This is a genomic window from Desmospora activa DSM 45169 (assembly GCF_003046315.1).
Classification (GTDB): domain Bacteria; phylum Bacillota; class Bacilli; order Thermoactinomycetales; family DSM-45169; genus Desmospora; species Desmospora activa.
On the sequence record NZ_PZZP01000003.1, the window covers coordinates 86,288 to 112,020 of the forward strand.

General features: G+C 48.7%; 25 protein-coding genes. 4 read left to right on the forward strand and 21 right to left on the reverse strand.

From position 1 onward, the window contains the following. Positions 1-124: 124 nt before the first annotated feature. Positions 125-2,275, reverse strand: a complete 2,151-nt coding sequence (locus tag C8J48_RS16525; protein ID WP_107728369.1) for a HelD family protein — start codon at positions 2,273-2,275, stop codon at positions 125-127. A 282-nt stretch (positions 2,276-2,557) separates the two neighbouring features. On the opposite strand from C8J48_RS16525, the gene C8J48_RS18860 reads away from it, so the two are divergent. The 3 genes from C8J48_RS18860 (at position 2,558) to C8J48_RS16535 (ending at position 3,725) form a co-directional block, all read left to right on the forward strand. Next, positions 2,558-2,725 carry a hypothetical protein gene (locus tag C8J48_RS18860; protein ID WP_170105640.1) on the forward strand — a complete coding sequence of 56 codons (168 nt, stop codon included), beginning with the start codon at positions 2,558-2,560 and terminating at the stop codon, positions 2,723-2,725. 208 nt (positions 2,726-2,933) lie between these two features. Beyond that, positions 2,934-3,113 (forward strand): hypothetical protein, encoded by a 180-nt coding sequence (locus C8J48_RS16530; RefSeq protein WP_107728370.1) that lies wholly within the window; start codon positions 2,934-2,936, stop codon positions 3,111-3,113. A 153-nt stretch (positions 3,114-3,266) separates the two neighbouring features. Beyond that, positions 3,267-3,725: an STM3941 family protein gene (locus C8J48_RS16535; protein ID WP_107728371.1), complete on the forward strand. Its 459-nt coding sequence runs from the start codon at positions 3,267-3,269 to the stop codon at positions 3,723-3,725. 75 nt (positions 3,726-3,800) lie between these two features. On the opposite strand, the gene C8J48_RS16540 is transcribed toward C8J48_RS16535, so the two are convergent. The 18 genes from C8J48_RS16540 to C8J48_RS16610 all read right to left on the reverse strand — a co-directional run bounded on the left by C8J48_RS16540 (position 3,801) and on the right by C8J48_RS16610 (position 23,106). Then, on the reverse strand, positions 3,801-4,928 hold the full coding sequence (locus tag C8J48_RS16540) for an acyltransferase family protein (RefSeq protein WP_107728372.1): 1,128 nt from the start codon (positions 4,926-4,928) through the stop codon (positions 3,801-3,803). After that, complete coding sequence (gene desA / locus C8J48_RS16545) at positions 4,903-5,916, reverse strand: Delta(5) desaturase DesA (protein WP_107728373.1); 1,014 nt, start codon at positions 5,914-5,916, stop codon at positions 4,903-4,905. Before desA ends, C8J48_RS16540 begins: the two co-directional genes overlap by 26 nt. 12 nt (positions 5,917-5,928) lie before the next feature. Further along, on the reverse strand, positions 5,929-6,594 hold the full coding sequence (locus C8J48_RS16550) for a hypothetical protein (protein ID WP_245891269.1): 666 nt from the start codon (positions 6,592-6,594) through the stop codon (positions 5,929-5,931). A gap of 11 nt (positions 6,595-6,605) precedes the next feature. Next, on the reverse strand, positions 6,606-7,004 hold the full coding sequence (locus C8J48_RS16555; protein ID WP_107728374.1) for a permease prefix domain 1-containing protein: 399 nt from the start codon (positions 7,002-7,004) through the stop codon (positions 6,606-6,608). A gap of 3 nt (positions 7,005-7,007) precedes the next feature. Further along, the gene (locus C8J48_RS16560) at positions 7,008-7,331 is read right to left on the reverse strand and encodes a PadR family transcriptional regulator (RefSeq protein ID WP_107728375.1); all 324 of its coding nucleotides are present in this window, start codon (positions 7,329-7,331) and stop codon (positions 7,008-7,010) included. A 154-nt stretch (positions 7,332-7,485) separates the two neighbouring features. After that, entirely contained in the window at positions 7,486-8,586 is a 1,101-nt protein-coding gene (locus C8J48_RS16565) for a site-2 protease family protein (RefSeq protein WP_107728376.1), read from the reverse strand. Positions 8,587-8,720: 134 nt separating this feature from the next. Beyond that, entirely contained in the window at positions 8,721-9,917 is a 1,197-nt protein-coding gene (locus C8J48_RS16570; RefSeq protein WP_107728377.1) for an ABC transporter permease, read from the reverse strand. Further along, a complete protein-coding gene (locus C8J48_RS16575) occupies positions 9,914-10,606 on the reverse strand; it encodes an ABC transporter ATP-binding protein (protein ID WP_107728378.1) in 693 nt (230 codons plus the stop codon). The genes C8J48_RS16570 and C8J48_RS16575 overlap by 4 nt, the downstream gene beginning before the upstream one ends. Then, a complete protein-coding gene (locus tag C8J48_RS16580) occupies positions 10,603-11,460 on the reverse strand; it encodes an efflux RND transporter periplasmic adaptor subunit (protein ID WP_170105642.1) in 858 nt (285 codons plus the stop codon). The genes C8J48_RS16575 and C8J48_RS16580 overlap by 4 nt, the downstream gene beginning before the upstream one ends. Positions 11,461-11,476: 16 nt before the next feature. Further along, positions 11,477-12,187, reverse strand: coding sequence for a YknW family membrane protein (gene yknW / locus C8J48_RS16585; RefSeq protein ID WP_107728380.1), 711 nt, complete (start codon positions 12,185-12,187; stop codon positions 11,477-11,479). A gap of 146 nt (positions 12,188-12,333) precedes the next feature. Beyond that, positions 12,334-12,504, reverse strand: a complete 171-nt coding sequence (locus C8J48_RS18865; RefSeq protein WP_170105644.1) for a glycine zipper domain-containing protein — start codon at positions 12,502-12,504, stop codon at positions 12,334-12,336. Positions 12,505-12,679: 175 nt separating this feature from the next. Continuing rightward, entirely contained in the window at positions 12,680-12,811 is a 132-nt protein-coding gene (locus C8J48_RS19245) for a hypothetical protein (RefSeq protein ID WP_281261230.1), read from the reverse strand. A 164-nt stretch (positions 12,812-12,975) separates the two neighbouring features. Beyond that, a complete protein-coding gene (locus C8J48_RS16590; protein WP_170105646.1) occupies positions 12,976-14,865 on the reverse strand; it encodes an alginate lyase family protein in 1,890 nt (629 codons plus the stop codon). A gap of 123 nt (positions 14,866-14,988) precedes the next feature. Next, the gene (locus tag C8J48_RS16595; RefSeq protein WP_170105648.1) at positions 14,989-17,592 is read right to left on the reverse strand and encodes a glycosyltransferase family 4 protein; all 2,604 of its coding nucleotides are present in this window, start codon (positions 17,590-17,592) and stop codon (positions 14,989-14,991) included. A 276-nt stretch (positions 17,593-17,868) separates the two neighbouring features. Beyond that, complete coding sequence (locus tag C8J48_RS16600; protein ID WP_107728383.1) at positions 17,869-19,152, reverse strand: glycosyltransferase family 4 protein; 1,284 nt, start codon at positions 19,150-19,152, stop codon at positions 17,869-17,871. Beyond that, entirely contained in the window at positions 19,118-20,383 is a 1,266-nt protein-coding gene (locus tag C8J48_RS16605) for a glycosyltransferase (RefSeq protein WP_107728384.1), read from the reverse strand. The genes C8J48_RS16600 and C8J48_RS16605 overlap by 35 nt, the downstream gene beginning before the upstream one ends. Before the next feature lie 312 nt (positions 20,384-20,695). Further along, the gene (locus C8J48_RS18870; protein ID WP_170105650.1) at positions 20,696-20,860 is read right to left on the reverse strand and encodes a hypothetical protein; all 165 of its coding nucleotides are present in this window, start codon (positions 20,858-20,860) and stop codon (positions 20,696-20,698) included. Between the two features lie 14 nt (positions 20,861-20,874). Then, positions 20,875-23,106 carry a tetratricopeptide repeat protein gene (locus C8J48_RS16610; protein ID WP_107728385.1) on the reverse strand — a complete coding sequence of 744 codons (2,232 nt, stop codon included), beginning with the start codon at positions 23,104-23,106 and terminating at the stop codon, positions 20,875-20,877. A gap of 292 nt (positions 23,107-23,398) precedes the next feature. Here C8J48_RS16610 and C8J48_RS16615 point away from each other — a divergent pair, with 292 nt between their 5' ends. Continuing rightward, positions 23,399-24,709 (forward strand): MFS transporter, encoded by a 1,311-nt coding sequence (locus tag C8J48_RS16615; protein WP_107728386.1) that lies wholly within the window; start codon positions 23,399-23,401, stop codon positions 24,707-24,709. A gap of 55 nt (positions 24,710-24,764) precedes the next feature. Here C8J48_RS16615 and C8J48_RS16620 read toward each other — a convergent pair whose 3' ends face one another. Together C8J48_RS16620 and C8J48_RS16625 are read right to left on the reverse strand one after the other, a co-directional pair. Then, positions 24,765-25,223 (reverse strand): hypothetical protein, encoded by a 459-nt coding sequence (locus C8J48_RS16620; RefSeq protein ID WP_107728387.1) that lies wholly within the window; start codon positions 25,221-25,223, stop codon positions 24,765-24,767. Positions 25,224-25,249: 26 nt separating this feature from the next. Continuing rightward, complete coding sequence (locus C8J48_RS16625) at positions 25,250-25,717, reverse strand: hypothetical protein (RefSeq protein ID WP_107728388.1); 468 nt, start codon at positions 25,715-25,717, stop codon at positions 25,250-25,252. Between the last annotated feature and the right edge of the window lie 16 nt (positions 25,718-25,733).

Below are 25,733 nucleotides of genomic sequence, written 5' to 3' on the forward strand. Positions count from 1 at the left end.
AAAAAACCAGGCCGTCATTGACGGTCTGGTTTTTGTATGACAACAAAGTGGGCCGGGGTCCGATTGCTGTCTTCGCGCCTCTTCCTTGTAGAGAGCTGCCCGCCTCCCTTTTTTCCTCCCTCGATCAACGAATCAGCGGAGAAGGTTGCTCACCCACACCGATCCACAGTTGATGGAGCGCACGTGTACAGCCAACGTAGAGAAGTTTTGCCTCTTGCTCGTTGACGCGATAATAGTGTTCATCCACCTCCCACAACAATACGGCATCAAACTCCAAGCCTTTGGTCAAATAAACCGGAATCACTGAGATTCCCCCTGTGTACTCCTGGCGGTTGGCATCGATAAAAGACGTTTCCAACCCGTTCTCCAGTAAATCCTGATAAATGTTGCTCGCCCCTTTTTCCGTTCGCGTCACAATCGCCATGCTCTGATAACCTTGCTTTTGCATCTGTTTAATCCAGGTCCGGAGAATTGAAACCTTGTTGCCAGGATCGATATGAATCCATTGAACAGGCTCACCACTACGAAAGACAGGAACCGCTTTGGAAACCGCCAACTTCGTCTTTTCAAGCAGATGATTGGCAAACTGGATAATTTCCATCGTTGAGCGATAACTCTGTTTCAGTTCATGATAGGTCGTTTGCTCCTCTGAAAACAGCTCCTGCAACTGCTTCCAATCCACCGTGCCGTGATCAGCGTGGATTCCCTGGGCCAAGTCACCCAAAATGGTAAAGGAGTTCTCCCGTACCAACCCTTTCATCAAATCGACTTGAAACGGCGAAAAATCTTGTGCTTCATCAATCACCACATGATCAAATCGTTGCTTTTGCTCCACACCGAACAATTGAAACTGAATATACAAAAGCGGGGCTAAATCCTCATACTCCAACACCTTGCCCTTAAAAGCGGTGGCCATTTCCTGTCTGACATCCTCCGGGATTTGACGGCTGACGGCAACCATGGGTTGCGGAGTTCGTTTGGATGGAAGGAATAGCTCCCGGTAAAGTTCAGAAGGCGATTGCGCCAACCATTGTTTGGACCAGGTTCGCAGGCGTTGGCTGGCTTTTTTTCTGCAATCCTTTTGCCGCTGCCGATCCTCAATCGCTTTTAACTCACTCTCCACCCACCGTTTGATGCGGGCCAGTATCCGTTCTTTACGCCGATAGAGCGGGTAGGAGCGGTACTCATACTCATACCAACGGCGCAGGGTATCTACTGACAGTGCGTGATTCTCCCACGCTTCAAACGGGCGATCCGGGGTATTCCACTCCTCCATACAGGTCAGATACGAATCGAGCAGCCTTTTAAAAGCAATCGAACCTTTGTAGCGGGACGCAGTATTTTCAGTGACAAAGCCATCTTCGGAGGAACATTTTAAATCCCCATCTTCCACCCCTCTCGGCTGCTCAAAGCGGCGGTAATAGCGTGAAGCGGGATCGGACAGTGCCACTTCCTCCGACAACAACCCTAACGCCCACTCCTCAAACGTACGCTGTTGAATATCACCCACACCCAACTCAGGCAGAACAGCGGAGATATAATCGAGAAACATGGTGCTGGGAGCAAAGATCATCATCCGTTCTGGTTTCAATTGATCGCGATAGTGATAGAGAAGGTAGGCCAACCGATGTAAGGCCACCGTCGTCTTTCCGCTTCCAGCTACCCCCTGGATAATCATAGCAGTATTTTTAGGAGCACGAATAATATCGTTTTGTTCCTGTTGAATCGTAGAAACAATATCGCGCAAGCGGTGATCCTTGCGATCACCGAGCTTATGGAGCAGAAATTCATCCGCTCCCGTCAGATTGAGCTCCCCTTTGACAAAGCTGTCCACCACCCGCAGCAACTGCTGTTGCCGGATTACCACATTTCGCTTCAAATACAGACTTCCTTCTACGATTCCATCCGGCGCTTCATAAAAAGTGCGATCTTCCTCTCCATTAAAACTGTAAAACAGGCTAGCAAGAGGAGCACGCCAATCGATCACGATGGGATGGTTGCTGTCATGATCCATAACCCCCACCTTGCCGATGTAGTAGGGTTGAACCTCCGCCTTGCCCTCCTCCTGAAAATTAAGCCTGCCAAAGTATGGCTCATTCAATGCCCGCTTAAGCTCTTGTTTTGTTTTCTCGTTCATCTCATCCAAAATCTGTTCCGTTACATCGTTGCCAACATAACGCGGCTTTTTTGATCGATACTCCAGGATCTCCCGCATCTGCTTCAATGTCCGTTCCAATTGCCGTTGTTCTTCATGGTAGGATTGCTCGGAAACCATCCCTTCTCCTCCTTATATGGAGGGGATTTTTATGCTTACAATCCCCTCCATCATTTAAAAACCAACCTCAATTTCAACAAACCCAAGTTTCGCACAGAAGGGAAAAAAATAGTAGACTTACATTCTTGTTTCTGTTAAGATGCTGTATAGAGTAGTACCTAAATTTCTTTTCCAATCATTGACATCTAATGCACCGAAAACCCATTGACATTGGCATCAAAGCAGAGTAAAATCAAAGCTGCTTTGAAATTCATGACATTTCTGTGAAAGGAGGTCGTCGTTATGTTGATGCAATTGCTTTTTACCCAACCGGGGATTGGTATGTCTGTTGGCGCTTTTACCAAAGGCAATGCCCTAATGACATTGGCAATCGGAATTGGCGGGAGTGGTCTGTCCAATTTCAGCTATCCCGATCGGCGACCTTCGTGCAGGGGAGTAATTCCCTTTTAATCACCTTTTAAAGTGGTTACAGCACCGTAGGTCGTTTCCGGCCTGCGGTTTTTTGCTGCCTTTTTACGGCTGAGCAAAAACCAACACCGCAGACCGGTATTCGATCTGCGGTGTTTTTTTATCGCCTGTTAACGGGCGATACACCCTCTCAGGAAGAAATATCAACTCTTGTGGTTTTTTCCACATTTATTTCTAGGAGGTTTTTTCAATGATTCAGCATCCCTATTTTCTGGAGCAATACCAAAAAGAGCGGCAGCGCGCCCTAGAAGCTTACCTGCGTGAACCCCGTTATACCCGTCCTTCGCTCTTCCATCGAATATGTAAGGGGCTTGCGCGTCTTCTTCGCCAGCCCCAAACTGCTTCCACCCACGAGGTTGAAAAACGCTAACAATGAGACAGTGAGGATTCAATTCCTCACTGTCTTGTTTTAAAGTGATGACAGGGATGGTATGCAAAACCATTTCACCGTATAATTAAGAATGTTGATATTTGAGCAACAACCAAATCCTCTACTTAAGCAACAATCTAGAAAGGATGGCTCATGAACAAACAAATCGAAGTATATCCGAGTAAAACAAAAATCGTATTTCACCTTTGTGTATACAGCTTTGTAACGTTTTGCTTGCTATTCTTCTCGTTAGGCATGATGTTTGTCGGCTTTTTTGATCCAGAAACCACTTTTTTGTTAGGTTTATTTGGAATGCTCATGTTTATTCTCGGCTGTTTCTTTGTAAAGATCCTCATTGAAGCAACAAAAATATTATTTTCATCCCAACCTCTATTTATATTTACGGAACAAGGAATATGGGATTTATCAAAAGAGGGTCAAAAAACATTATTGAAATGGTCTGACTTTACTCATTCCAAACTTAATCACACTCGTTCAGGTTCTGTGATCCACCTATATGGTTCAGAGCACTCATCTGTATTAGATATCAAATACATCGATATGAAGGCCAGAACCTTTCACGAATTCGTCAATCAGTTTCTGCAAACATAACAACGGCTTCCTCTGTATAAAACAACCCATCACCATAAACTTGGGATGGGTTGTTTTATGTTATTGCCGAATAACTCATAATATTTTATTAACAAGAGGCATTTTTCGGATGAAATGACTGATTACAAAACTTAAAATAGCCCCCGTGATCGAGACGATAACAAACTTTAAAAAAGGTCCCATTGCGATCTCTTCCATCGTAACTTGAAAAAGATAAACCATAAAGATATGGATTAAATAAACGGTAAACGCATTATCGGCTAACCATGTCATCAATCTCCCACGTTTGTTCCAAAAATCTCGACCAATCACCAGTAAACCTGTCATTAACCCTACACCGATGAAGGCTTCTAAGAGCGGCCATATGATAACGGATGGAATGAGATTCAACGATGTATTGGTATAGTGTATAATCCCTGCCATCACTCCAATGATAAACCAAATGACACCTGTCATCGTAGGAATGGTATTTAACCAGTTGTAACGATAAGCGATAATCCCTATTACAAAAAAGCATGCGTATTGTGGAAAGCGTCCTATTTCTAAAGGCATAAACGGGAAAATATCAACCCAGACCCCCACGGGAAACCAAATCCGAATGATAAAATTTAGAAACGCTAATATGATTGAGAAGATCAATAATGAGAAATGTCCTGGTAACGAAATGATCGGTTTTATGCGCACGTTAACAAGCGGGGATACAAATCGTGCAATGGAATAACAAACGGAGAAAACTAACAATAAAGCGATAAACCAAAGATGTCCAACTTCAAAATCACCTTGACCGATATAAACAAAAAACATGTATTCCCAAAAGCCGATATCAACCTTATCTACAACGTAGGTGATTGGGCCAAAAACCACCACTAACATAAAAACAAAAGGAATTCCTAAGAGTAAAAATCTTCCCTTTAAAAAAGAACCGATTCCTTTTCGATCCACCGAGGCTGGGGTAAAGTAAGCTGAGATTAAAAAGAATAACCCCATGAGAAAAGCGCCATTTACATCAAAAAATGATCCTAATATGGATGATCTTTCAACACTTAGAATGGGCCAATCGTTCGTTGGCCCATAAGCTTGCCCTGCATGATGAGCAACAACAAGCAAAGTTAAAGCAACTTTTATATTATCAAGGTAGACAAGACGTGATTTTTCCGAGATAGGGGAAAGTGCACTTTCAGTGCTTCCCTTCACTTTTTCCACTTCCTTTAATGTCCTGAAATCCTACAAATCTCTTATTTTGTTCGTCCCAAAGACGAAATCGAATCGCTTGCAGGCTAGAAGCAATCGTAATCGTGGTCACCTTCTGTAAATCAGGGGTGTTATCATGAGCCTTCTCCAAATAATAGTTTGGCACTCTGGGACTTAGATGGTGAACGTGATGAAAGCCAATATTTCCGGTCAGCCATTGTAACACCATGGGCAGCTTGTAAAAGGAACTGCCATCCACAGCGGCCTTTACATAGTCCCACTCTTCCTCTTTTTCAAAATAGCTATCTTCAAACTGGTGTTGTACATAGAAGAGCCATATCCCGGCAGCACCTGAAATATAAAAGATGGGGAGCTGGACCATCAGGAATGACTGCCATCCAATTGCATAACAGAGCAAGCCCGACAGGGATACGATGGCTACATTTGTGATATAAGTATTCAATCGCTCCTTTCTTCTCGCATTCTTTCTGTTAAATCGGTTAAGGATCAGCATAATCCAGAAGGGACCGAGCACAAACATGACAAACGGGTTGCGGTATAAGCGGTAAGCCGTTCGTTTCCAAAAAGAGGACGCTTCATATTCTTCTACTGTCATAATCCAAATATCCCCGGTCCCTCTTTTATTTAAATTGCCGCTGGTTGCATGGTGAATGGAATGATCGTGCTTCCATTGATGATAGGGGTGGCATGTCAGAATCCCCGTTATCGTACCGAGAATTTCATTGGCTTTACGACTTTTGAAGAATGAGTGGTGACAACAATCATGAAAAATGATAAAGATACGTATTAAAAAGCCAGATGCAACAACCGCGAAGGCCAAAGAGAGCCCATAAGAAATCGCCAAGCTCTGGTAAGCGAGATACCACAAAAGAAAAAAGGGCACAAACGTGTTTAATATTTGCTGTACACTTGTTTTTATATTGGTTTTTTCATATGGAGCGATCTCTTTTTTTAAATCGCGTTGATGTAGGTTAATCATGGTTTCTCTCCCTCAGTCATGTTGGAGTTTTTTATTTTGGTTTTGCAGTTCTTCTCTCTTAAAATGAAAATAATAAGTGGCAAGTGGCCACCAGAGAACGAGGAAGATGGGATAGATCGCCCAAATTGTCTGTGGTGAAGAGACGGCATTGACGATGATAAAAAAGAGAATGGTTAGTAAACTACCTACAACGGAAAAGCCAAAATGATTCTTTTGCCGTGCATAGTACAGAGCAAGCGGCCACCACAAAACAGCGAAAGTGGGGTAAATCGCCCATGGATACTGAGGTGAAAGGGCTGCATTTAGAATCGAATAATATAAAATGATACTCATGCTGCCAAAGAAGGCGAAGGCGAGTGTCTTCGCCTTGCTGCCACAAAATAGCGAGATCGGCCACCAAGTAATGGGGAAAGCAGCATATAGAAACCATGGATGCACCGGAAAATAAATCGTATTGATCGTGATTAGAAAAACGATCAGAAGGATACAAACAAAAAGCGCGTGCTGCTTATATTGACCTTTTTTTATAAAAAACAAGCTTATAGGCCACAACAGAAGAACAAAAGCAGGGTAAAAAAACCATAAATAATTGGGGCTAGTCAGGTAGTTTACAATCATAAGGAAAATAATACTCATCAGACTTCCGATAAAAGCAAATCCTATTCGATGTCTGTCCACCGGAATCCTCCTCACTTTGTACTTAACCAGTAATGAAACATCGATAATGGCCACCAGAGCACGGCAAATGTCGGATAAACAAACCAAATGGTATCAGGCGTGTAATAAAAATTGATAAATGCGACCAGTGCAATAATTAGGGCACTGCCCCATAATGAGAACCCTAAATTTAATTTGGCTTTATTCCGTTTTGATGGTTGTTTTATACCCAACTCATTTTTTATTTCCTCAATATCGCCGAACTCAATAATCGTTTTATTGATCGCATCCTCTTCTTCCTTACCCTGTTCCATTAGGTCTCGCATTTTTTCTTCTAGGTTTTCTGTGATTTCTTGTTTGATAATTTCCTTCTTTTCACTTTCCGGTATATCCTTAAATAAATCATCCACATGTTGCTTGATGGTCTTCAATGATTATCCCTCCATAAACATATCAATGATTTCTTTTACTTCCTGCCATTCTTCATATGTTTCCTTCAAATAAGCCTTGCCCAAAGTTGTAATTCTGTAATATTTCCGTTTGCTGCCGTGGGAAACATCTCCAAAGTAAGATTCGATACATTCTTTTCTTTCCAGCCTTTGAAACACTGCATATAAGGTGGCTTCTTTAATCTGGAAACGATTGTTTGTCCGTAAACTAATCTGTTTCGATATTTCATACCCGTACCTGTCTTTCTCCAGGATTAATCGTAAAACAATCGAATCCAAATGCCCCCGGATAATATCACTCCTGATCATTATGCACCTTCCTTGCGATTATTCTGCCTGGTTGCTCTATCTGATAGAGCAATATTAACTCACATTGCTCTCCCTGTCAAATCAAAAGTATAAAAACAAGCCATCCCGGATCAACGTTAGCCGTTAATCCGGGATGGCTTTTATATGAGCGATATTAAGAAACCATTAACGGTCCGGTCAGTGAAAAGCTGGCCAGCCGCCAAACCATATGTACCAGAAATGCACCTAATCCAAAATAGGCCAAACTATATCCCAACCGCACGCGAGCGCGCACTTGATAATAAGCGCGATCTTTGCGCAAAAGGGTCTCATCCTCACCTGGAATATAGGTGAGCAACATTTCCATCAAGATCCGCCGCTCCCCTTTTTCCTGTTCGATCCGCGTTTCCATCAATCGCACCCGTTGAAAACGGCCGGAAAAACCGCGAAGGCGGTGGACAATTCCTACTCCAGGATAATGAATATCGCACCAATGCTCGCGCTCCCGCAAGGTACAATACTGTTCAAAGCTGAGATCCCGCTGATGTCGCTCCCCCGGAATCAACATCCCTACATCCTCAAATAAAGCGGGTTGAAAATGTGCCGTCGTTCGCAGAGTGCGCATTTTTGCCCGTTTGCGGGGAATGTACGCATCCCATAACTGATAGGCGAACAACAACCAGATTAAGACCAACAAGATATTCAAGGTATAAAGGATCAGCCACAAACCCGCCACTAAACCCACCAACCAAAACCAACGCGAGATCGCGGTCACGATTCGTCCGCCGTCCAAGGGATGAATGGGCAATAGATTAAACAGATTAAGAATAAAGCCGATAAAAGCAATGGGCAACAACGCTTCCCACCCGGTCCAACGATAGAGGAGATAACAAGCAAAAGCTCCCGCTGCCCCCACCACCGGCCCACCTAAAGCGACATACGCCTCAGTCACTGCATCCCGGGGTTGCTTTTTTAGCGTGATAAGTGCTCCAACAAAAGGGATAAAAGCAGGAGCCGACACAGGCAGTCCCTTTCGTTTTGCCGCCCACACGTGCCCCATCTCGTGAATGAAGATCATTACCACCAGCCCCACAGAAAAGGTCCAGGGAAAAATCAAGGTGTATACCACCGCAGTAACGACCATACTCCAAAATGTGCAACCCGCCTTTCCCGGCTTCAATAATGTCGGGATCGACCGTAGCGCTCTGCCGACATAACCGCCTATCTTGGCCAGCCGTCCTTTGGACCTTCGCTTCTCTTTTTGATCTGAACCCACGAAGGGCCCTCCTTCACAGTTAGATCCCACCCGAACTCTCGATTATATTCCCCATCCAAATGGAATCTACACTTGGGTAAAATCAACGCAAAAAAGGATCAGTCGCCTACCGGCAATCTGATCCGTGATAATGATTATTCATAGCGCAAACATTCAATCGGGTTGAGCCGAGACGCTTTATTGGCCGGCAACAGTCCGAATATCACACCGAATAGGATGGAGAAGGCGACCGCTCCCACTGCCACCACAGGCGAGATCACCGCCGGCAACGGGGAGAGGAGACTGATTAACAAGGCGGCCCCGTATCCGATCAAGATGCCGATCAACCCGCCGATTACCGACAGGGCTACCGATTCAATCAAAAACTGTTTTAAAATTTGTCCACGGGTGGCACCTAGAGACATCCGAATCCCAATCTCCCGGGTTCGCTCGGTGACGGAAACCAGCATAATATTCATCACACCGATCCCTCCCACCAACAGCGAGATGCCACCGATGCTGCCGATCACTACGGTCATGATGTTGGCCACTTGGTTGATCCCCTGAACCAACTGGTCCAAGTTCATCACTTCGTAGTCCCCTTCAGTGCCATGATTTCGATTTAAAACCGCAACCGCTTCTTCCCCGACTTCCTGAATCGTCTCCGCGCTGGATGTTTTTACAGTCAACTGATTGATCTCATTTTTTCCGGTAACATTGCGCCAGGTAGCAAAAGGCAGATACACTTCATCCTGTGCAAAGGAACCCAATAAGCCGGTAGGCGGCTCCAGTACCCCAATCACCTGAACCGGCTGGTTCTGTACGCGGATGATTTCTCCCACGCCTTCGCCGTCGGGAAATAGCTTTTCATATAAACTTTGGCTCAGAACCGCGCCTCCATTTCCTCGCCGGAAGTCCGTCGCCTGAAATTGCCGTCCCTGGATCACACCCTGACCAGCCATCTCCATGTAGCCTGTATTGTTAACGCCGTAGACAAACGCACCATCGACAGATTCCTCACGATAAGCGGTATCCATCACCTGATAGCTGGCTACCATCACCTGCTCCACATCAGGGATTTGCTCCAGATCCCGCAGATCGCGCTGGGTGAAAAAATGGGGTGGAGTCACACCGTTGTTTTCAATCTGAATCTCCTGACTGGGCATAATCGTGATCGAGTTTCCCGTCCCGGCAAAGGATTCCGTCAGTTGCTCCGTCCCGCCTTGACCGATGGCGACAATCACCAGCACAGAAGCTACTCCGATTACAATCCCCAACATCGTTAAAAGGGAGCGCATCTTGTGCGCACGGATGGAGTCGAGGGCCATTTTTAGGTTTTCCCAGCCGTTCATGATGTCCCCTCCCTCTCCATGGCGCTGTCAGCAACAATTTCCCCGTCGCGAAGCCGAATTTGCCGCTGTGCCCGCTCCCCTACGTCGGGGTCGTGGGTAATAACGACCACGGTCCGCCCTTCATCATGCAATTGTTCAAACAAGTCCAACACCCGTTTACCGGAAGCCGTATCCAACGCACCGGTCGGCTCATCCGCCAACAATAGCCGCGGACGGTTAACCAACGCCCGTGCAATCGCTACCCGCTGCTGTTGTCCCCCTGATAATTCCGCAGGGCGGTGATGAGCTCGGTCGGACAGCCCCACCTTTTCCAACGCTTCCAACGCCCGCTCCCGTCGCTCCTGCCAGGTTACTCCGGAATAGATCAAAGGAAGCTCCACATTGTGTTGTGCGGTCATGCGGGGCAGGAGGTGAAAGTGTTGAAAAATAAAACCGATCTCTCGATTGCGCACACCCGCCAGCTCCACCTCATCCATCGCGGAAACCGGCTGTCCGTTTAAATGGTATTCCCCGACGGTTGGCCGATCCAGACAGCCGATAATATTCATCAATGTGGACTTACCGGAGCCGGAAGGTCCCATAATGGCGATATATTCTCCAGATTTGACGTGTAAATCGATCCCTTTTAACACTTCCAATGCAACGGTTCCCGTCTGGTAGGTCTTGCCCAACCCTTCCAGCCGAATCATCGCACAGTCACTTCTTTGCCGGTTTTCAAATCCTGAGGCGGATCGACGATCACATCCTCATCCGCTTTTACGCCGGAGCGAATCTCTACCCTGTCTCCGTCGGAAATGCCCAGTTTTACTTCCTTCTCTTGCGCTTTTCCATCCTCCACAATAAACACCAAATTTTTGTTTCCACGGCTGATCACCGCACTTTGCGGCAAGGTAGACGCTTCGGTGGGTTCTGTTTGAATCACTACCATTAATTTGGAGCCCAATTTCACCGGTAATCGCTCTTCCGGTTGGATCGTAATGGGGTACACCACTTGCTCATCGCCACCAGCACCTTCGGCTTCCGCCGGCAAATAGGCGACACGTGTCACTTCACCTACCCACTCTTCATCAGGCAAGGCATCAAAGGTCAAGGTGGCAGATAACCCTTTTTCGACGTTAAGCGCTTCATACTCCGATACTTTCGCATGTACTTCCTGTTTCGTCAGATCGGCAATCACCACCACCGGACGGGTTGCAGCCTGAGACGGGGGCACCTCTTCCACTTGAATCACCGTCCCCCCTTTTGAAGCTTTTACCTGTGAAGAGGGGTTTTTGTACGAGAGAATCGTATCCCCTTTTTTCACTTTGTCTCCTTCTTCTACCTTAATTTCATCCAGCTCTCCTCGCTCCGGTTGAAAAAAGATCTGTTCCTGATCGCGGGGCATGAGCGTACCGGTAAGCATCACTTCTTCACTTAACTCCTCCTGCGACAACGCGGTTACTTCCACTTCCGCTGTCGACCCTTGCGCTTGCAACGCAGCAATCGTGACCATACCACCTACCAACACCAGGATCCCCACTCCAATTAACCATTTCTTTTTCAAGATGTCGCTCCTCCTGTTAGCCCATATTGGCATCCATATTAAATGTTTCGCCAATTGCAACCATTCCCGCCGTCAGTAACAACACGATTACAAACGGCACCACTGCCGCCACCCATGCTTTCCCGCTGGATATACGGGCGATTGCAGACAAGCCCCATGCGCCAACGATCAACTGCCAGACGGCAAATACCTCGATCCCCGCCAGCACTCCTCCTACAAAACCTGTGGCAGGGAGCAGCGCTCCTAGACTGGTGGGGTATACGGCTGCACTTTCACTTACACCTACCACCCACAGAAAAGCCGCATATACAACGATGGACAAAATCCCAAAAATGCTGAGATGCGTATTCAGCGAAAAAATTTGACTAAAGCGGGCGCTTCCTTGGAACAACAGTGTCAACAACCATTGACAAAATGATGTAAACAGAATCGAGAGCAAAAGGACGAATACCGTGCTAATCGGTGTGAAGATATAGGTTGAGTTACGGAGAAGATCCTCTCCAATCAACTCCATCTGCGCTTGCATCTCAGGCAGTTCCATCATCGGCTCCACGGTTGCCACAGATGCCAGCCCCATCAACAATAGAACGATGAGCAACGGTACCACAATCACCGGTCGCTCCCGTATACGCTCAAACTGCTTACCCGGCTCCAGGATCATGCCCAACAGCGACGGCTTTGCCCTCTTGTTCCGCGGTTGGGGTGTCGTTTGTACTGACGATTCCATGTTTCATCTCCCCTTTAACAAATGGCAACGTTTTTATCCTATTTCATCGATGACAACAAAATTAGCAATGGGAAAATATTTGACCTCTTTTCACTCATCAGTCTACTGCGGATATAGCGCCTCTTCTTGATTTATAGCATGTCTGACTACTTCTTTTGCAAAGCGATCCCTAACACGACACCAATTGCAACCCCGAAGCCAATCCCTATAGCGATATTATCCATGACCACACCTATACCAGCGCCAATCGCGGTTCCGATAGCAATTCCCAAAGGAATATAAGAAGATCCGTTTTGTTTCTTATCTTGAGTATCCACAAAACCACTCCTATTCGTGAGCTCACAACAAACATTAGCGTTATATTGTGTATAATAATATTAACAATATAAACATCCCCGATGCAAGCCTTTTTTGTCATTTTCTTTCTATCGCCTGATGGGATTTTGAAGACGGTTCGTCACGTCTTACGCAGCACAAAAAAGACGGCAAGGGCTAACTTCCCTCACCGTCTTTTTCTACCGAACGCTCAATGATCTGGGCCAATAAGTTTTTGCCCGCTTCACCTTTAAACCGTTCTTCACTTGCGATCTCTACCATCAAGTCTTCTGCCTCAAGATTCTTCATTGAGAGGATCTAGCCGTTCAGGCGCAAGAAGGTGCTTAAAGCAGCAAGAGCTGTGCGTTTATTTCCGTTATGGATCGGGTGGTCTTGGACAAAAAAACGCACGATTATCGTGCGGATAAGGGATGGCAGGGATACGAGGAAACATATTTATGGCGATCAAATGATCAATCCAGCTTTAACTCGTAGGTTAAATTCCCCTTTTCAATATGCAGCACTTCCTGACCGCCTTTACCGGTTTCCAAGGAGACACCGGTCAGATCCGGCTTACCTGCCGGGCGCAGGTACAACACAGTAGCAAAGGTGACATTGCGGCCCTCTTTTTCATACTGTAAGGCCGTATTCGTTTCTTTCTCATTGGTGCGGGCGGATACCCAACCTTGGACCGGGTCTTTTTCTCCCTCAATGATTTCTACACGATCTACCGGGTCCAATTGCCGGATCTCCATCACTGCTCCCGCTTCTCCTTTGGCCGTCATATGCTCTTTTCTTCCTTCCGCTTGGATGCCAGGAGCAAGATGAAAATACTGCGTATACTGGTGGGGCTGATCCGATTGGATCGTATCCCGCACCAAGATGATATCCGGTTTAAGATAGGTCAGCCGGCGAGTGATGGTAACGCCATCGTACAACTGATGACTCCCTTCCACCCAAGCGTATCCGTCATCGGTTTTTCCCTGACTGATACCCGATCCATCAGCATTGGCCAAGGAGAGATCCGGTTCTTCCCCATCCACCCCGATGCTGTTGTGGGCGCGTACACTCATCATATAATCACGAAAGGGATCGTCCTTTTTATAGTTGTACTTGCCGGAATCGACGATCCAGTCCTGCCCGTACCCGTACAACTCAAAGGAGAGATCATCCGCCTGCTTATGAGCGCGGGAGTGAAACGCATTTGTAAACGCCAGATAAACCGTATCTTCAAATCGGTCTCCATCCTCCCACGCACTACGGAAGATGGCATATCCACCCTCTTGGTAGATGCGATCCACCTCGGCCGGTTTTTTTCCTTTTTTCCCTTGGGTAAAAGAATATAACGCCTGAGGAAAAGGTTTAAGTTCCTCTTCCTTTAAGTCGATGTTGTTGGCGCTATCCCCCAAAATGGGCATCGTTTGATCCGGCTTAAATAAATAGGTGATGACATCTACCATTTTTTCAATCCGCTCATCAAAGGTTTTTCCTACGGAAAATTCGTTCGCTTCCTCAAACTCGCGAATATCGAGCAAACTTTTTAACACAAATAGATGATAGTAGGGGGAGTGTTCCTTATGAACTCCGTCCGAGGCTACATCCCCTTCTACCTGTTGCGTCAGGCGGGTTTGGGCCAGCTTGACCCACTCTTTGGACTGGGGAAACTCCGAAAAGAGGACACCGGCTTGAAGCAGGGATTTACTCTGGATGATGCCATGGTTGTTGTTGGGATTGTAAAATTCTTCGCTGGCCAGACGATCGGCATGTTCCCGAATACTGCCCAACATGACGGCGGCAAAATCATCATCTTTGTCCTCGGAGAGACGCCACACCTCAAAAAAGCGGACAAAGTTCATCAAGCGGACAGCCGTACCATGATCGTGCCAGGACATCTCTGTCGCTGGCTTGTCATAGGGGTTGTTTGCCACCCAGTCGACCACGAGGCTTTTTCCTTTTTCTAAGTATTTTTTGTCCTCGGTGTGACGATACGCTTCCGTCAAGTATTCCAGGAAGATCATATTGTGAAGATATAGTTGCCAGGAACGGTTTTTGAAGGGATCTTCTTTCCAGGTAAGATCCGCGGGCAACTCCACTTCGTCCCAGCCGTCATGAAGCCAATAGCGATCTTCCAGGATTCCATCGGCCAAACGCGTATATTCCTCCGCGCTGAAGGAGCGTTGTTGAAAGGTGTAACGCTCCTCTTCATCCCCGTGTTTATCCAACCACTCCCGTGCTTCGGAACGCTCCATTCCCGCCTGTGGCGGCTCTTCCTTGCCGAAAGAAAAACAGCCAGACACGGTAAAGGATGTCAGCAATATAGACAGCAGAAGAGCTGCGTCCCGTGTCCTGTGATGGGTTCCCATGGCCTCCTCCTTCTCCTCTTTTTCAAAGCTTCCCATGCCACCTTGTATCCTCGAGCCCAATCAGCAAAGGGGGCTGTAGCCAATTTTAGTGCGATCACATGGCTGATTCACTGATACGGAGCATTAAACCGGAGTACTCAAGACGCGATCGTATACTTCGCGATAACGGGTAACCACATCGCGCCAATCCCGCTGTTGCAACACCCACTCCCGGGCTTGGCGGCCCAGTCGCTCCGCCTCACCGGGGGCCTCCAACACCTCTGCCAGCGCCTCCGTCAAGGCATCCACATCGCCGCGGCGGAAGACAAGACCCGTCTCACCCCCACGCACCAACTCCCGCAGTGCGGGCAAATCACTGACCAACACCGTTTTAGCAAGCGCCATTGCTTCCAACGGCTTCAACGGCGTGATCAACTCGCAGACGGTAGCATCGATCCGGGGAAAGGGACAGATATCCACCAGCGAATAGTAACGGGGCACGGCATCATGTTCCACCCGACCGGTAAAGATCACTCGTTTATTCACCCCAATCTGAGCCGCTAGTTCCTTCAACCGTGGCAACTCGCTGCCCCCGCCTACAATCAAGAGGCGCAGATCCTCCATCCGCTCAGACAAACGGGCAAAGGCAACGATCAGGTCATCCAACCCTTCATATGACGTGATCGATCCGATAAATCCGATTACCCGCTTTCCTTCCAAACCCCAACGTGCGGCCAACTCGCGGTCCGGTGACATCGGTTCAAATTGTTGGGTATCCACGCCGTTTGGCACCACTGTAATCTTATCCGCTTCTACACCCTCACCGATCAGATATTCCTTCAACGTTTCTCCGATCACCACCACTTGATCAGCAGCTTGGATCACTTCCTGTTCCATGCGACGATGGCTTTGATACTTGGCGGAATCATGATAGCCCTCTATCACCGCCGCCCGTGTCATCTCCCAGAAACCCCGCACTTCATAGATAAAGGGAAGGCCTTGAGAACGGGCCACAACCGCAGCAGGATAACCGTTGAAAAAATTAGAGGCAGCATGAATCGCTTCCGGTCGTACTTCTTCCACCACTTCTTCCAACGCTTCCGTATATCGCTTCAAGTATGTCTGAATCGGGGTAAAACGCAAACGATGGTCATCATCCATCAAACGGTAAGCTAACAGGCCGTCCACCGCTTCCCGCACCACACCCGCCTTTTCGCTGTTCTTGCCCTCCGGAAAGCCAAGACGGGTAACGACGACAGGTCGAAAGCCCCGTTCTTTCTGAAAGCGCAAGATCGCTTGACTGCGAATGGCATAACCGTTACCGGTGTACGGCAGCGTATTGTTCAACACATGCAGCACTCGCCCAGAAACCGACTCACCTTTTCGTTCGCTGATCGTAGGAATGACCATCGGGGAGTGGGCCAATGCCACTTCATCTTGAATAATCGCCCGTTTGCGTTCAGTCCCAGTCGTGGGACGAAGTCGATGCTCCTCCTCCACCGATGTAAGGGCTTCTTCCACCTGTCCCAACTCCCGTTGACACAAACCTAAATCCCGATACAACTCCGCCGGTTCAACCACATGGGGATAATCTTTTTGCAACCGTTCCAAGCAGCCCAAGGCTTGCAAATAACATTTTTCCTCCAGCAGAAATTGGGCTGCTTCCTTCAGCACATTGGCTTGGCGCACTTTTCCATCCTCATCGGAGGGTTCTGCCTTTAACCAGTCACCGACTCCCTCAACCACCCGATGAGTTTCACCGCGCCGGATACGCCAGGTGAGTTCCACTTCAAGGCGAAGCAGGGAATCCACTTCCTCTTCCTTCAATAGAGCAAAAAATTGTTCTGCTGACTCCTCATCGGCATCATGGCGATCGGCAAAAGAACGGGCAATCTCCACCAACACTGCTCCCATATGCGCTGGCACTTTTTCCTTGGCTTCTTCAAACTTCTCGCGAAAGGCCTCCATTCCTTCATGGAGAAGCGTATCCGCCAATTCCCGGCTGAGATGAATCGATTCCACCAACGCTTGCTTCCGTTCCACTTCCTGCCGGTCGGGGAAACGTTGACGCACCTGCTCCAACCAGCGTCCTCCCTCTTCTACCCGTTCCGCCCGGATCAGCGTATCCACCCACAATAGCTGTAAATCCAGCGAATCCGGCCAATCCCTCGCTGCCCGCTCCGTCAAGGGATGAAGCAACTCTTGTTGCTCATGGGAGGTGACATAACGATACAGAAAGCGATACTCTTCTTCTTCCAAAAAGGGAGAAGGCCAATCCCATCCCAGCCGGAGGAGATTTTCCACATCTCTGAGATCATAGTAGGTACGTTTGAGCACCTTGGCTGTTTTTTCCGATCCGGCACTTAAGACATAAGCCCGTTCCAACAGCGGCAACGCTCCTTCCAAATTCTTTTGCCGCCGATAATGGATGCCCAATTGATAGAAAGGCGCTTCGGAAAAAGGATGATCCAAAAACAATTGCTTTACCCACTCTTCCCAGGTATCCAATTCGCCCATTTGTCGCGCCAGTTGGTACGATCGCAAATGCGTACCCGGATGGACAGGATTGAGTATCAACGCTTCCTTAATGATCGCGCGGGCATACCGAAACTGGTTGCGCGCAATGTAGGCATCCGCCAACAACAGCTTCCAACGGATGCTGCTGGGAAACCAATTTTGCAGCTCCGGCTTTTTTTGCACCCCATAGGACAACATGCGTGTCACTAGGTAGCGAATCTGTTGTTTCATCATTTTTTCAAGCCTTTCTCTCCGATTTCGCTTCCATGCTACCACGCGCGCTCCAGTACAAACATCCCTTTACCCTCAGTCGTATTGGTTATATTTCGGTGGGGAGATCATGTTCACCCACGCTTATCCGGTTCTAAAATACCTGTGGTGCAAAGATCGCTTTGCACTAAAGCACAAGTCTCGCCTTAATCACTTCGTTCCTGGTCTCGCTTTGCACTAAAGCACAAGTCTCGCCTTGGTCACTTCGTTCCCGGTCTCGCTTTGGCATTAGAATAATCAACCGTCCTGCTTTATTCCATACAGTTTTAAAAGGGTGGGCTCTTCTACACCCCAGTGGTACCGATGTTTGTGACAACGGGCATTCTCTTTCATCTGAACCCATTCATCCTGTTGTACCATTGTCTGCATCGCCGCTTGTATCGCTTTCACCTCTCCCGGCGGGACGAGACAGCCTGCTTCCGTCTCCCTCACCACACGGCGCATTTCCGGTAAATCGCTGGCGATGACGGGGACTTCAGCCATCAGGTATTCATGCAATTTGTTGGAACAAGCGCTGTAATGGTTGAGACAGGTATTCTCCAACAGCTGCAAGCCCGCCCGCGCCCCGACAGTGTAAGAGAGCAACTCCTCATGGGGAATACGTCCCAAAAAGGTGACACGATCACTCAACCCCAACTGCTTTGCCGCTTGTTCCAGTGAATGACGCAAACGGCCAAAGCCGATCACTGCCAAATGTGCTCCCCTCACCTCTTGAAACGCCTCCAACATCAAGAATAGCCCGCGACCGGACTGCAACCCGCCCTGATAAAGAAGCACCGGCGTATCCCGGTCTACGCCGACGGCGCGGTGTAAGCGGCCATTGTCGGCAACATCGGTCAGCGGTGGGACATTGCGAACCACATGGACTTGTTTTAATCCATACGCCTCGCGAAAATGGGCGGCACGGGTTTCATTGGTGGTAATAAAGCCCTCCACCCGTCGGCTTAAGAATTTTTCCACTCGATACCAAAGGCGGGAATGGGACCAGCCCTCCCGATCGGTGGAGATTTCATGGGCATCATAGATTAAAGGACGGCGACACAGACGGGCAGCGAGAAACAGCGGAACCAATGTATTCACATCATGAGCGTGAAACATCTGTGGACGCGCCCGTCGTGCTTCCCGGAAAAATAAAAAATCGATCCACCGTCGATCCAACCATAGCAAAAAGGAGCGAACCAGAGTGGAAGCCCACTTGGTTCGCCCGGGTTCCGCCGTTGCGGAAGCGGGCCGGGCGGAGGAGGATCGAGGGGAGGAACGATCCGATGAAGTGGAGCGGCGGCGGGACAAGCGGTGGATCAAGCGGGTGAGGCGGCGGATGATAATGCCATCCTTCTCCTCTTCTTCCGCTGTATCCCCCGGCTGATGAATGGCCAAAACCGTCACCCGCCAACCCGCCTTTGTTAAGGTGGCCGCTTCTTTCATGACGCGGGCGTCGGTGACACACGTGTTACGCACCGCCATTACCACGGTTTTTTTATCAAATTCAAAGTTCGCGGAGGTGGGGTTGGATCGAAACATGGTTTTCCTTGTCCCTTTCCCGTGTACTTTCGATTGTCTGATAGAGTTGGACCAGCCGCTCCTGTTCCTTCTCCCTTGTTAGTTGTTTTTTCGCCTTTAAACCATTGATCAGATAGGATTCCGGTATCTCCAAAATCTCCTGAACCGCCGTAGCGATCCCCTGTTCATCCTGAGGATCCACCAGTTTACCTGTTTTATAGGTGCCGACAACAATCGCTTTCCCCGGATGATCCGAGGAGACGATCGGGATACCCGCCTGGATGTATTCGTAGATTTTATTGGGTGTGGATAAGACGTTATTGAGGCAGCTGTCCTGGTATAATACCAAGCCCACATCCGCATGGGCCGTCACTCGCAGCATCTCCTGCGGCAGCAGCGGTTCATGGAAGAAGACGCGCTGAGTCAATTGCAGATCGTTTGCAAGCCCGATGAGCCACTCTTTTCGTTCACCAAATCCGAGTAACACCAATTTACAGATCTCCGGTAGATAGAGAAGGGAACGAATCAACTCTTCCAACCCGCGATTGCGAGAAAATCCTCCCTGATACAGCAGAATTCGATCCGCTTCGTCCAGATTGTACTTTTGATGGAAGTAATTCTTTTCGAGCGGCAATTCTTCCAAGGATTCAGGAATATTGCGAACCACTGTAGTCTTCAGTTCACCGCCATACCGGTTTTTAAACTCCCGTTCCATCAATTCATTGACTGTGATCAGCCAGTCCACATGATTGATCCACCAGGATTCCACCTGGTAGCCCACTATCCGCTCCCACCGCCCTTTGCCGTTCATTTCATTAAACAGTTCATGGGAGTCGTAGATCAGGGTGTACCCCTTTTTCCGCTTGAGGTGAACCCCAATGTTTAAGGTATTCAGATCGTGGCAATGAACAGCATCATAAGATGCGGCCTGGCAGAGCTCGCCGATCTTCATGGCAAATTGCCGCTGGGCGACAACATCTTTGGCCATCTTGACAACCGGATTGCGGATCACCCGGAATACTCCCCGCTTGACACGACGATCCGCCTTCCGTTCCACATAACGTTTAATCTGCTTGGTGCGGATGGGGATACGGAGCAGTCGGATATTTTCATGCAAATCCGGTGGCGGTTCGGCGGTGGTATGCAAACAGGCGATGTCCACACCCCAGCCCGCTCGGGCCAGGGCAAGTGCTTCCCGCTGCACCCGGGCGTCGTAGTGAATATCCTTAAATAAGATCATTAACACGCGCACCGTCGCCAACCTCCTTTATGAGTTGGTTTCTCCACTCCCCGTCTACACGCGTAGCTTAGGACAAGCTTGTTGATTATTTATATTTTGGTTGAAGGGGGGAGGGGTTTTTTGAGTCTATGTGCTCTTGCTGTTTGCAATGGAGAAGGGAGCTGCCCGCTCCAACCACCGAGGTTGGGAGCGGGCAAAACTCGCTACCGCTCAAACAGGTAGCCCGCTTTTCCCCGCCCTGGGTGGCTTCCGCTGAGTGGCACAACAAAGGCACTTCGCTTTCAAAAAACCCTCCCATCATTTAGACAATCGAAAGACCTGTGCTTAAAAGTCAAAGGGAATCGGCGAAACGTCATAGCTCTCCGGTTTCATTTCAAGAGGTGGGGTGTAGACCTCAACCGTCGCATCCGCCTGCACCCCAAAGGTAAGTCCCAGCAAGAGCAGAACTACAACCATCCACGAAACTCGTCCGGCTAACCGTCGACCCATCTGCTCTCCCCCCTTTAATTCAAGTCCTTGAGCGCTTGTTGATAACGCTTGTTGTCCGGATCGATTTCACGCGCTTGATGCAAGCTTTCCTCCGCTTGCTTTAAATCACCTTGTTCCACCGACACAACTCCCAACTGATAGTGATGGAGAGCGCGGTCCGGCTTCAGTTCCACCGCTTGTTTAGCACTCGCTGCGGCTGCATCCAAGTCCTCGTTGTAATAGTAGGCCATCGACAGGTGGTAGTGTGTACGGGCGTCGGACTCATCTAACTCCAACGCATTGGAGTAAAAATTGATCGCGTGACGAGCCAGCGTGAGACTTTCAAAGCGCCGTTCCTTGGCGGAGAGTTTCTTATCCTTAAGAACGCGCTCGCGATCTTCCAAGTAGATATTACCTGCGGTAATCCAGTAACGGGGGTCGTCCGAGTCCAACTTAGCAGCGCGCCAAGCGTAATTTTTCGCCCGCTCCAGATCCCCATCCTCTAGTAAAAAAACAGCTCGATCATGATGGTATAAAGCATTGTTCCGATCCTGATCGATGGCGAATTGGAGCGAGCGGATGGCGGCGGTGGTGTTGCCCTGTTTCCCTTGAATCTTGCCCTGATGATAAAGGAATTCCGGATTGTTCGGCTCCAGTGACAACGCCCGGTCTATCGCTCGTTCCGCCTCTTTCCAATCCTCGGCGTAATAGGCATGGACCGCCAAGGCACCGTACACCTCCGCCTCGGGAATCTGTTTGACGCCGTTTTTCAGCAGACGAACACCATCATCGTACTGCTTTCGTTCCCCGTAGAGATTGGCGAGGTTGAGGAGGTATCCTTTCTCCTGTGGATTTAGTTCCACCGTTTGCATCGCCAGTTCTAAAGCTTTATCCTTGTCGCCCCCCTGGTAGAAGTGAGCAGACTCTTCATAAAGTTGAGCCGCTTTTTCCGCCCTTTCCTCCGGGCTGGCAGCGGTTAGGTCCTTTTCTCCAAAGAGAAAAGCAATGGCCCAACCTCCTCCCCCAACGACCAACAAAGCGACTGCGGCGATCGTTGCCCACAAGGGCCAACGGCGACGCGAGGGGGCATCCTTCTCTTCCGACTGTTTAAAGATAACGGGCCGCGGTGATGGCTTTTGCGAAGTGTCCGATGGCGATTTATCCGTTTCTTCTGCCGGTTCATCAGTTGTCGTCAACTCCGTCTGTGACACGGCCTCAGACGATTGCAACCGCTTTGAGTCAACCGGCGAGTCCTTGTGCCACACGGGGTTGAGGATGTCCGCCGCTCCGTTTGTCGTACGGGACAAAGACGAAATATATCGCCCCGGAGCATCGATCACACCCGCTTCCCACCCTTCCCACTCGGTGGGATCAAGGCTGGATGGGGGCTCACTGATTTGTGGTTCTTTCAATCCTCGGGTAAATAGATCGTATTGGAAACTATCTACATCTGGAGTCAGATAGTAGACAAGGTCATCTTTTTTTTTTTGCCTGTCAGCTTCGACTGGAATTTTATCCAGCCACCGCCGCAGTTGATTGATGGTTGGTCGGTCATTCGGTTTCGCTAACAGACTGTTCATCACAAAATATTCCAATCCTTCCGGAACATCGCTGCGGAAGGTTTGAATCGGCTCCAACTTTCCTGATCGACCGATCTGCGGACTGCTGCCGGTCAACATGATATAAGTGAGAGCGCCGAGGGAGTAGGCATCCAGTGCCCGCTCCTGTTTAAGTTGCGTTTGTGGATCGGAGGCGGTAGGAGCGTTTCCGCTCCACTTGGGCAAAAGGCCGGAAGCCCCTCCATATAGAAAAAGGACCGAATCAGCGGTGATCAACATGTTTTGCGGGTGAATGACGGCAAATTGCCCTTGCTCCTCCATCCGTACCAGATGACCGGAAATGGATCGCAGTAAATCCAGGGTCTCCCCCAGGGAGAGAGGAACCGCCTCATATAAGTGATGAGCCATCAAGGTACCTTCCATCTTTCCGTACACTTGATAGAGGATACCCTTCTCTACAAACAGGCCCTGTAACGGCACAAACGCCTTCCGCTCACGATTCATTAAATCTGGCAGCTGTGCTCCTTCCTGGATGTAGCGAAGGTCCAACCCGTGTAAAAAGCGAGTGGGAACCGACTCTTCCTCATCTGACGCTGCATCCGATTGCGGCGGGATCTCCGCATAGTAAAGCGCCCCCTGGACAAAGGGGAAGGAATGAAGCACCCGATAGGTGTTACGGATCCAATCGCCTGGTTTTATCATATTCATGCGCCATCGGACTCCTTCGTTCAAATCTCCCCTGGGATGGAATCCCGAAATATGTATAATGAGGCATGGGGTTGTGCCATGTTTCTACACAGTTTGACAGGATCACACTGGTATTCATTTTACCATGAACACGGATGGCAGGACACCCTTTTTTCCGCAATAAAACGGACTTTCCACCTTTGTCAAGCCCTTATTTGAAGGAACGATTGGAAAATCGATACAGCAGGATCGATCCCTCTAACCTGCGAATAAAAGATAGGAAAACCATTTATCCGAGAGAGGAATGATCCCGATGAATCCTAAAGCGGTTCGGGCCTGGATCTTATACGACTGGGCCAACTCCGCTTTCGCCACCACTGTGATGGCGGCGGTGATGCCGATCTACTATGCCGATGTCGCTGCCAGCGGATTGGATAATACTACTAAAACAGCCTATTGGGGCTACACCCAATCGATCGCTCTTATTTTTGTGGTTCTTCTTGCCCCAGTACTGGGTGCCATCGCCGACCGTTCTCACTCCAAACGCGCCTTCCTTCGCTTTTTCACCTATATGGGCGTAATCGCTTCGATTTTGCTGGCTTTTGTAGGTGAAGGAGAGTGGCTACTCGCCTCACTGTTGGTTATCGTGGGCACACTGGCTTTCTCCGGCGGCAACGTTTTCTATGACGCCTTCCTGACCGATCTTGTTCCTGAGGAGAGCAAACGGGATTATGTTTCCTCCCAAGGGTACGCTTACGGCTATATCGGCGGTGGTGTCCTTTTGGCCATCAACTTGGCCATGATCTCTTTTCCCACCGCTTTTGGCTTGGCCAATGCCACAGTCGCCACCCAGCTTTCCTTTTTATCAGTGGGGATCTGGTGGTTTCTCTTTTCGATTCCCTTTTTTCGTCATGTTAAAGAGCGCACAACCAACCACAGCAAAGAGAAACCCCTCGCGCTCGCCGCCACCGGCATCCGTTCCACCCTGGCAACCATCAAGAGCCTTAAGCGCTACCCGGAATTACTCAAGTTTCTGATCGCTTTTTGGTTCTTCTCCGACGGGATCAATACCATCATCAAGATGGCTACCATCTACGGCCGTGAAATCGGCATCGGTCAGAACGATCTCATCGCCGCTCTTTTGATCACCCAATTCGTCGGTATCCCCTGCACCCTCCTTTTCGGCAAATTGGCGGAAAAAACAGGCGCCATGCGCACCCTCATCATCACCTTGATTGTCTATCTTCTCATCGTCGTTCTCGGTTATTTTATGCAAACCGCCCTCCATTTTTATCTACTTGCTATCCTGGTCGGAACCGTTCAAGGGGGGAGCCAGTCCCTGAGCCGCTCCATCTTTACCCGCCTCGTCCCCATCCACCGCAATGCCGAATTCTTCGGCTTTTACGGCTTATCCGGCAAATTCGCTTCTATCTTCGGTCCCTTTGTCTTCGGTCTGGTTGGGCAGCTCACCGGTACCAGCCGGATCGCGATCACTTCCCTCTCCTTCTTCTTTATCGCCGGAATTGTGATGCTGTTGCTGGTTAACCTAGAAAAAGGAAAACAGGAAGCGGAGGCGGTCATGCGGGAAGAGATGGGCAGTAAGGGCGTGACACCTTCGATGTAGAAGTGGCTGTAAAAAACAACGGGAAGAAGCTTTATCGCCTCTTCCCGTTTCTCGATCAATTTGTAATCGTAAATTCCCCTTCAGCGAGTACATCCTCACCGCGCAACACTTTCACCTCGTAATCTCCCGTTTCATAGAAACCGTAAAAATCGGAGGAACTGGTGAATTCCCACTTGTATTGGCGGCTGTCCGGTTTTACTTCCTTAATAATTTCTTGAAGAACACGGTCTTCTTTCTTATTTTTAATCTGGATTTTTAAACGAGCGGTATCAAACTGTTCTCCTTCCGGCAAAGAGAACACCATCGCAAAGCCTTCATCGATACCAAAGTGCTTGCGCGGATTAACCGCCTGAAAGTTGCCATCATCCCGGGGATAATTTCCGAACTCGATTTTGGGTATTTGTGGCCCTTTTTCTTCCTCAGCGGCATCCTTACCTTCATCGGAAAACAGCCCGCAGCCGGCTCCCAGTATAAGCAATGCCGCACTCAACATCAATAGCCAAACCTTCTTCACATTCTTACCCTCCTGTACGCTTTCGATCAATCGGTAATAATAAAGTCACCTTCAGCAAGCAAATCCTTCCCACGCCACACTCTCATCTTGTAGTCCCCAGTCTCGTAAAAGTCATGGAACTTGTCCGCATCGGTAAATTGCCATTTTAATTGTGTCTGGGATGTTTTTACTTCGGCATTCACTTCTTGCAGCAATCGGTCTTCTGATCCGTCAGTCTTGATCATTTGAAACTTTAAATGCTTCACATCAAAGGCTTCCTCATTCGGCATTTGAAATGCCATTGCAAATGACTCGTCCTTGCCAAAGTGTTTACGAGGATGAATCACTTCATATTTTCCTTCATCTTGAGGAAAGTCCCCAAATTGAATCACAGCCGTTTTGGCTTCTTCCTTTTCTTCCTGATCAGCATCCGCATCATCGCCACCCAGGATTCCGCATCCAGCACCAATAATCAACATCCCGACACATAATAAAACCAACCACGGTTTGGCCAATCATGCCTCCTCCTTC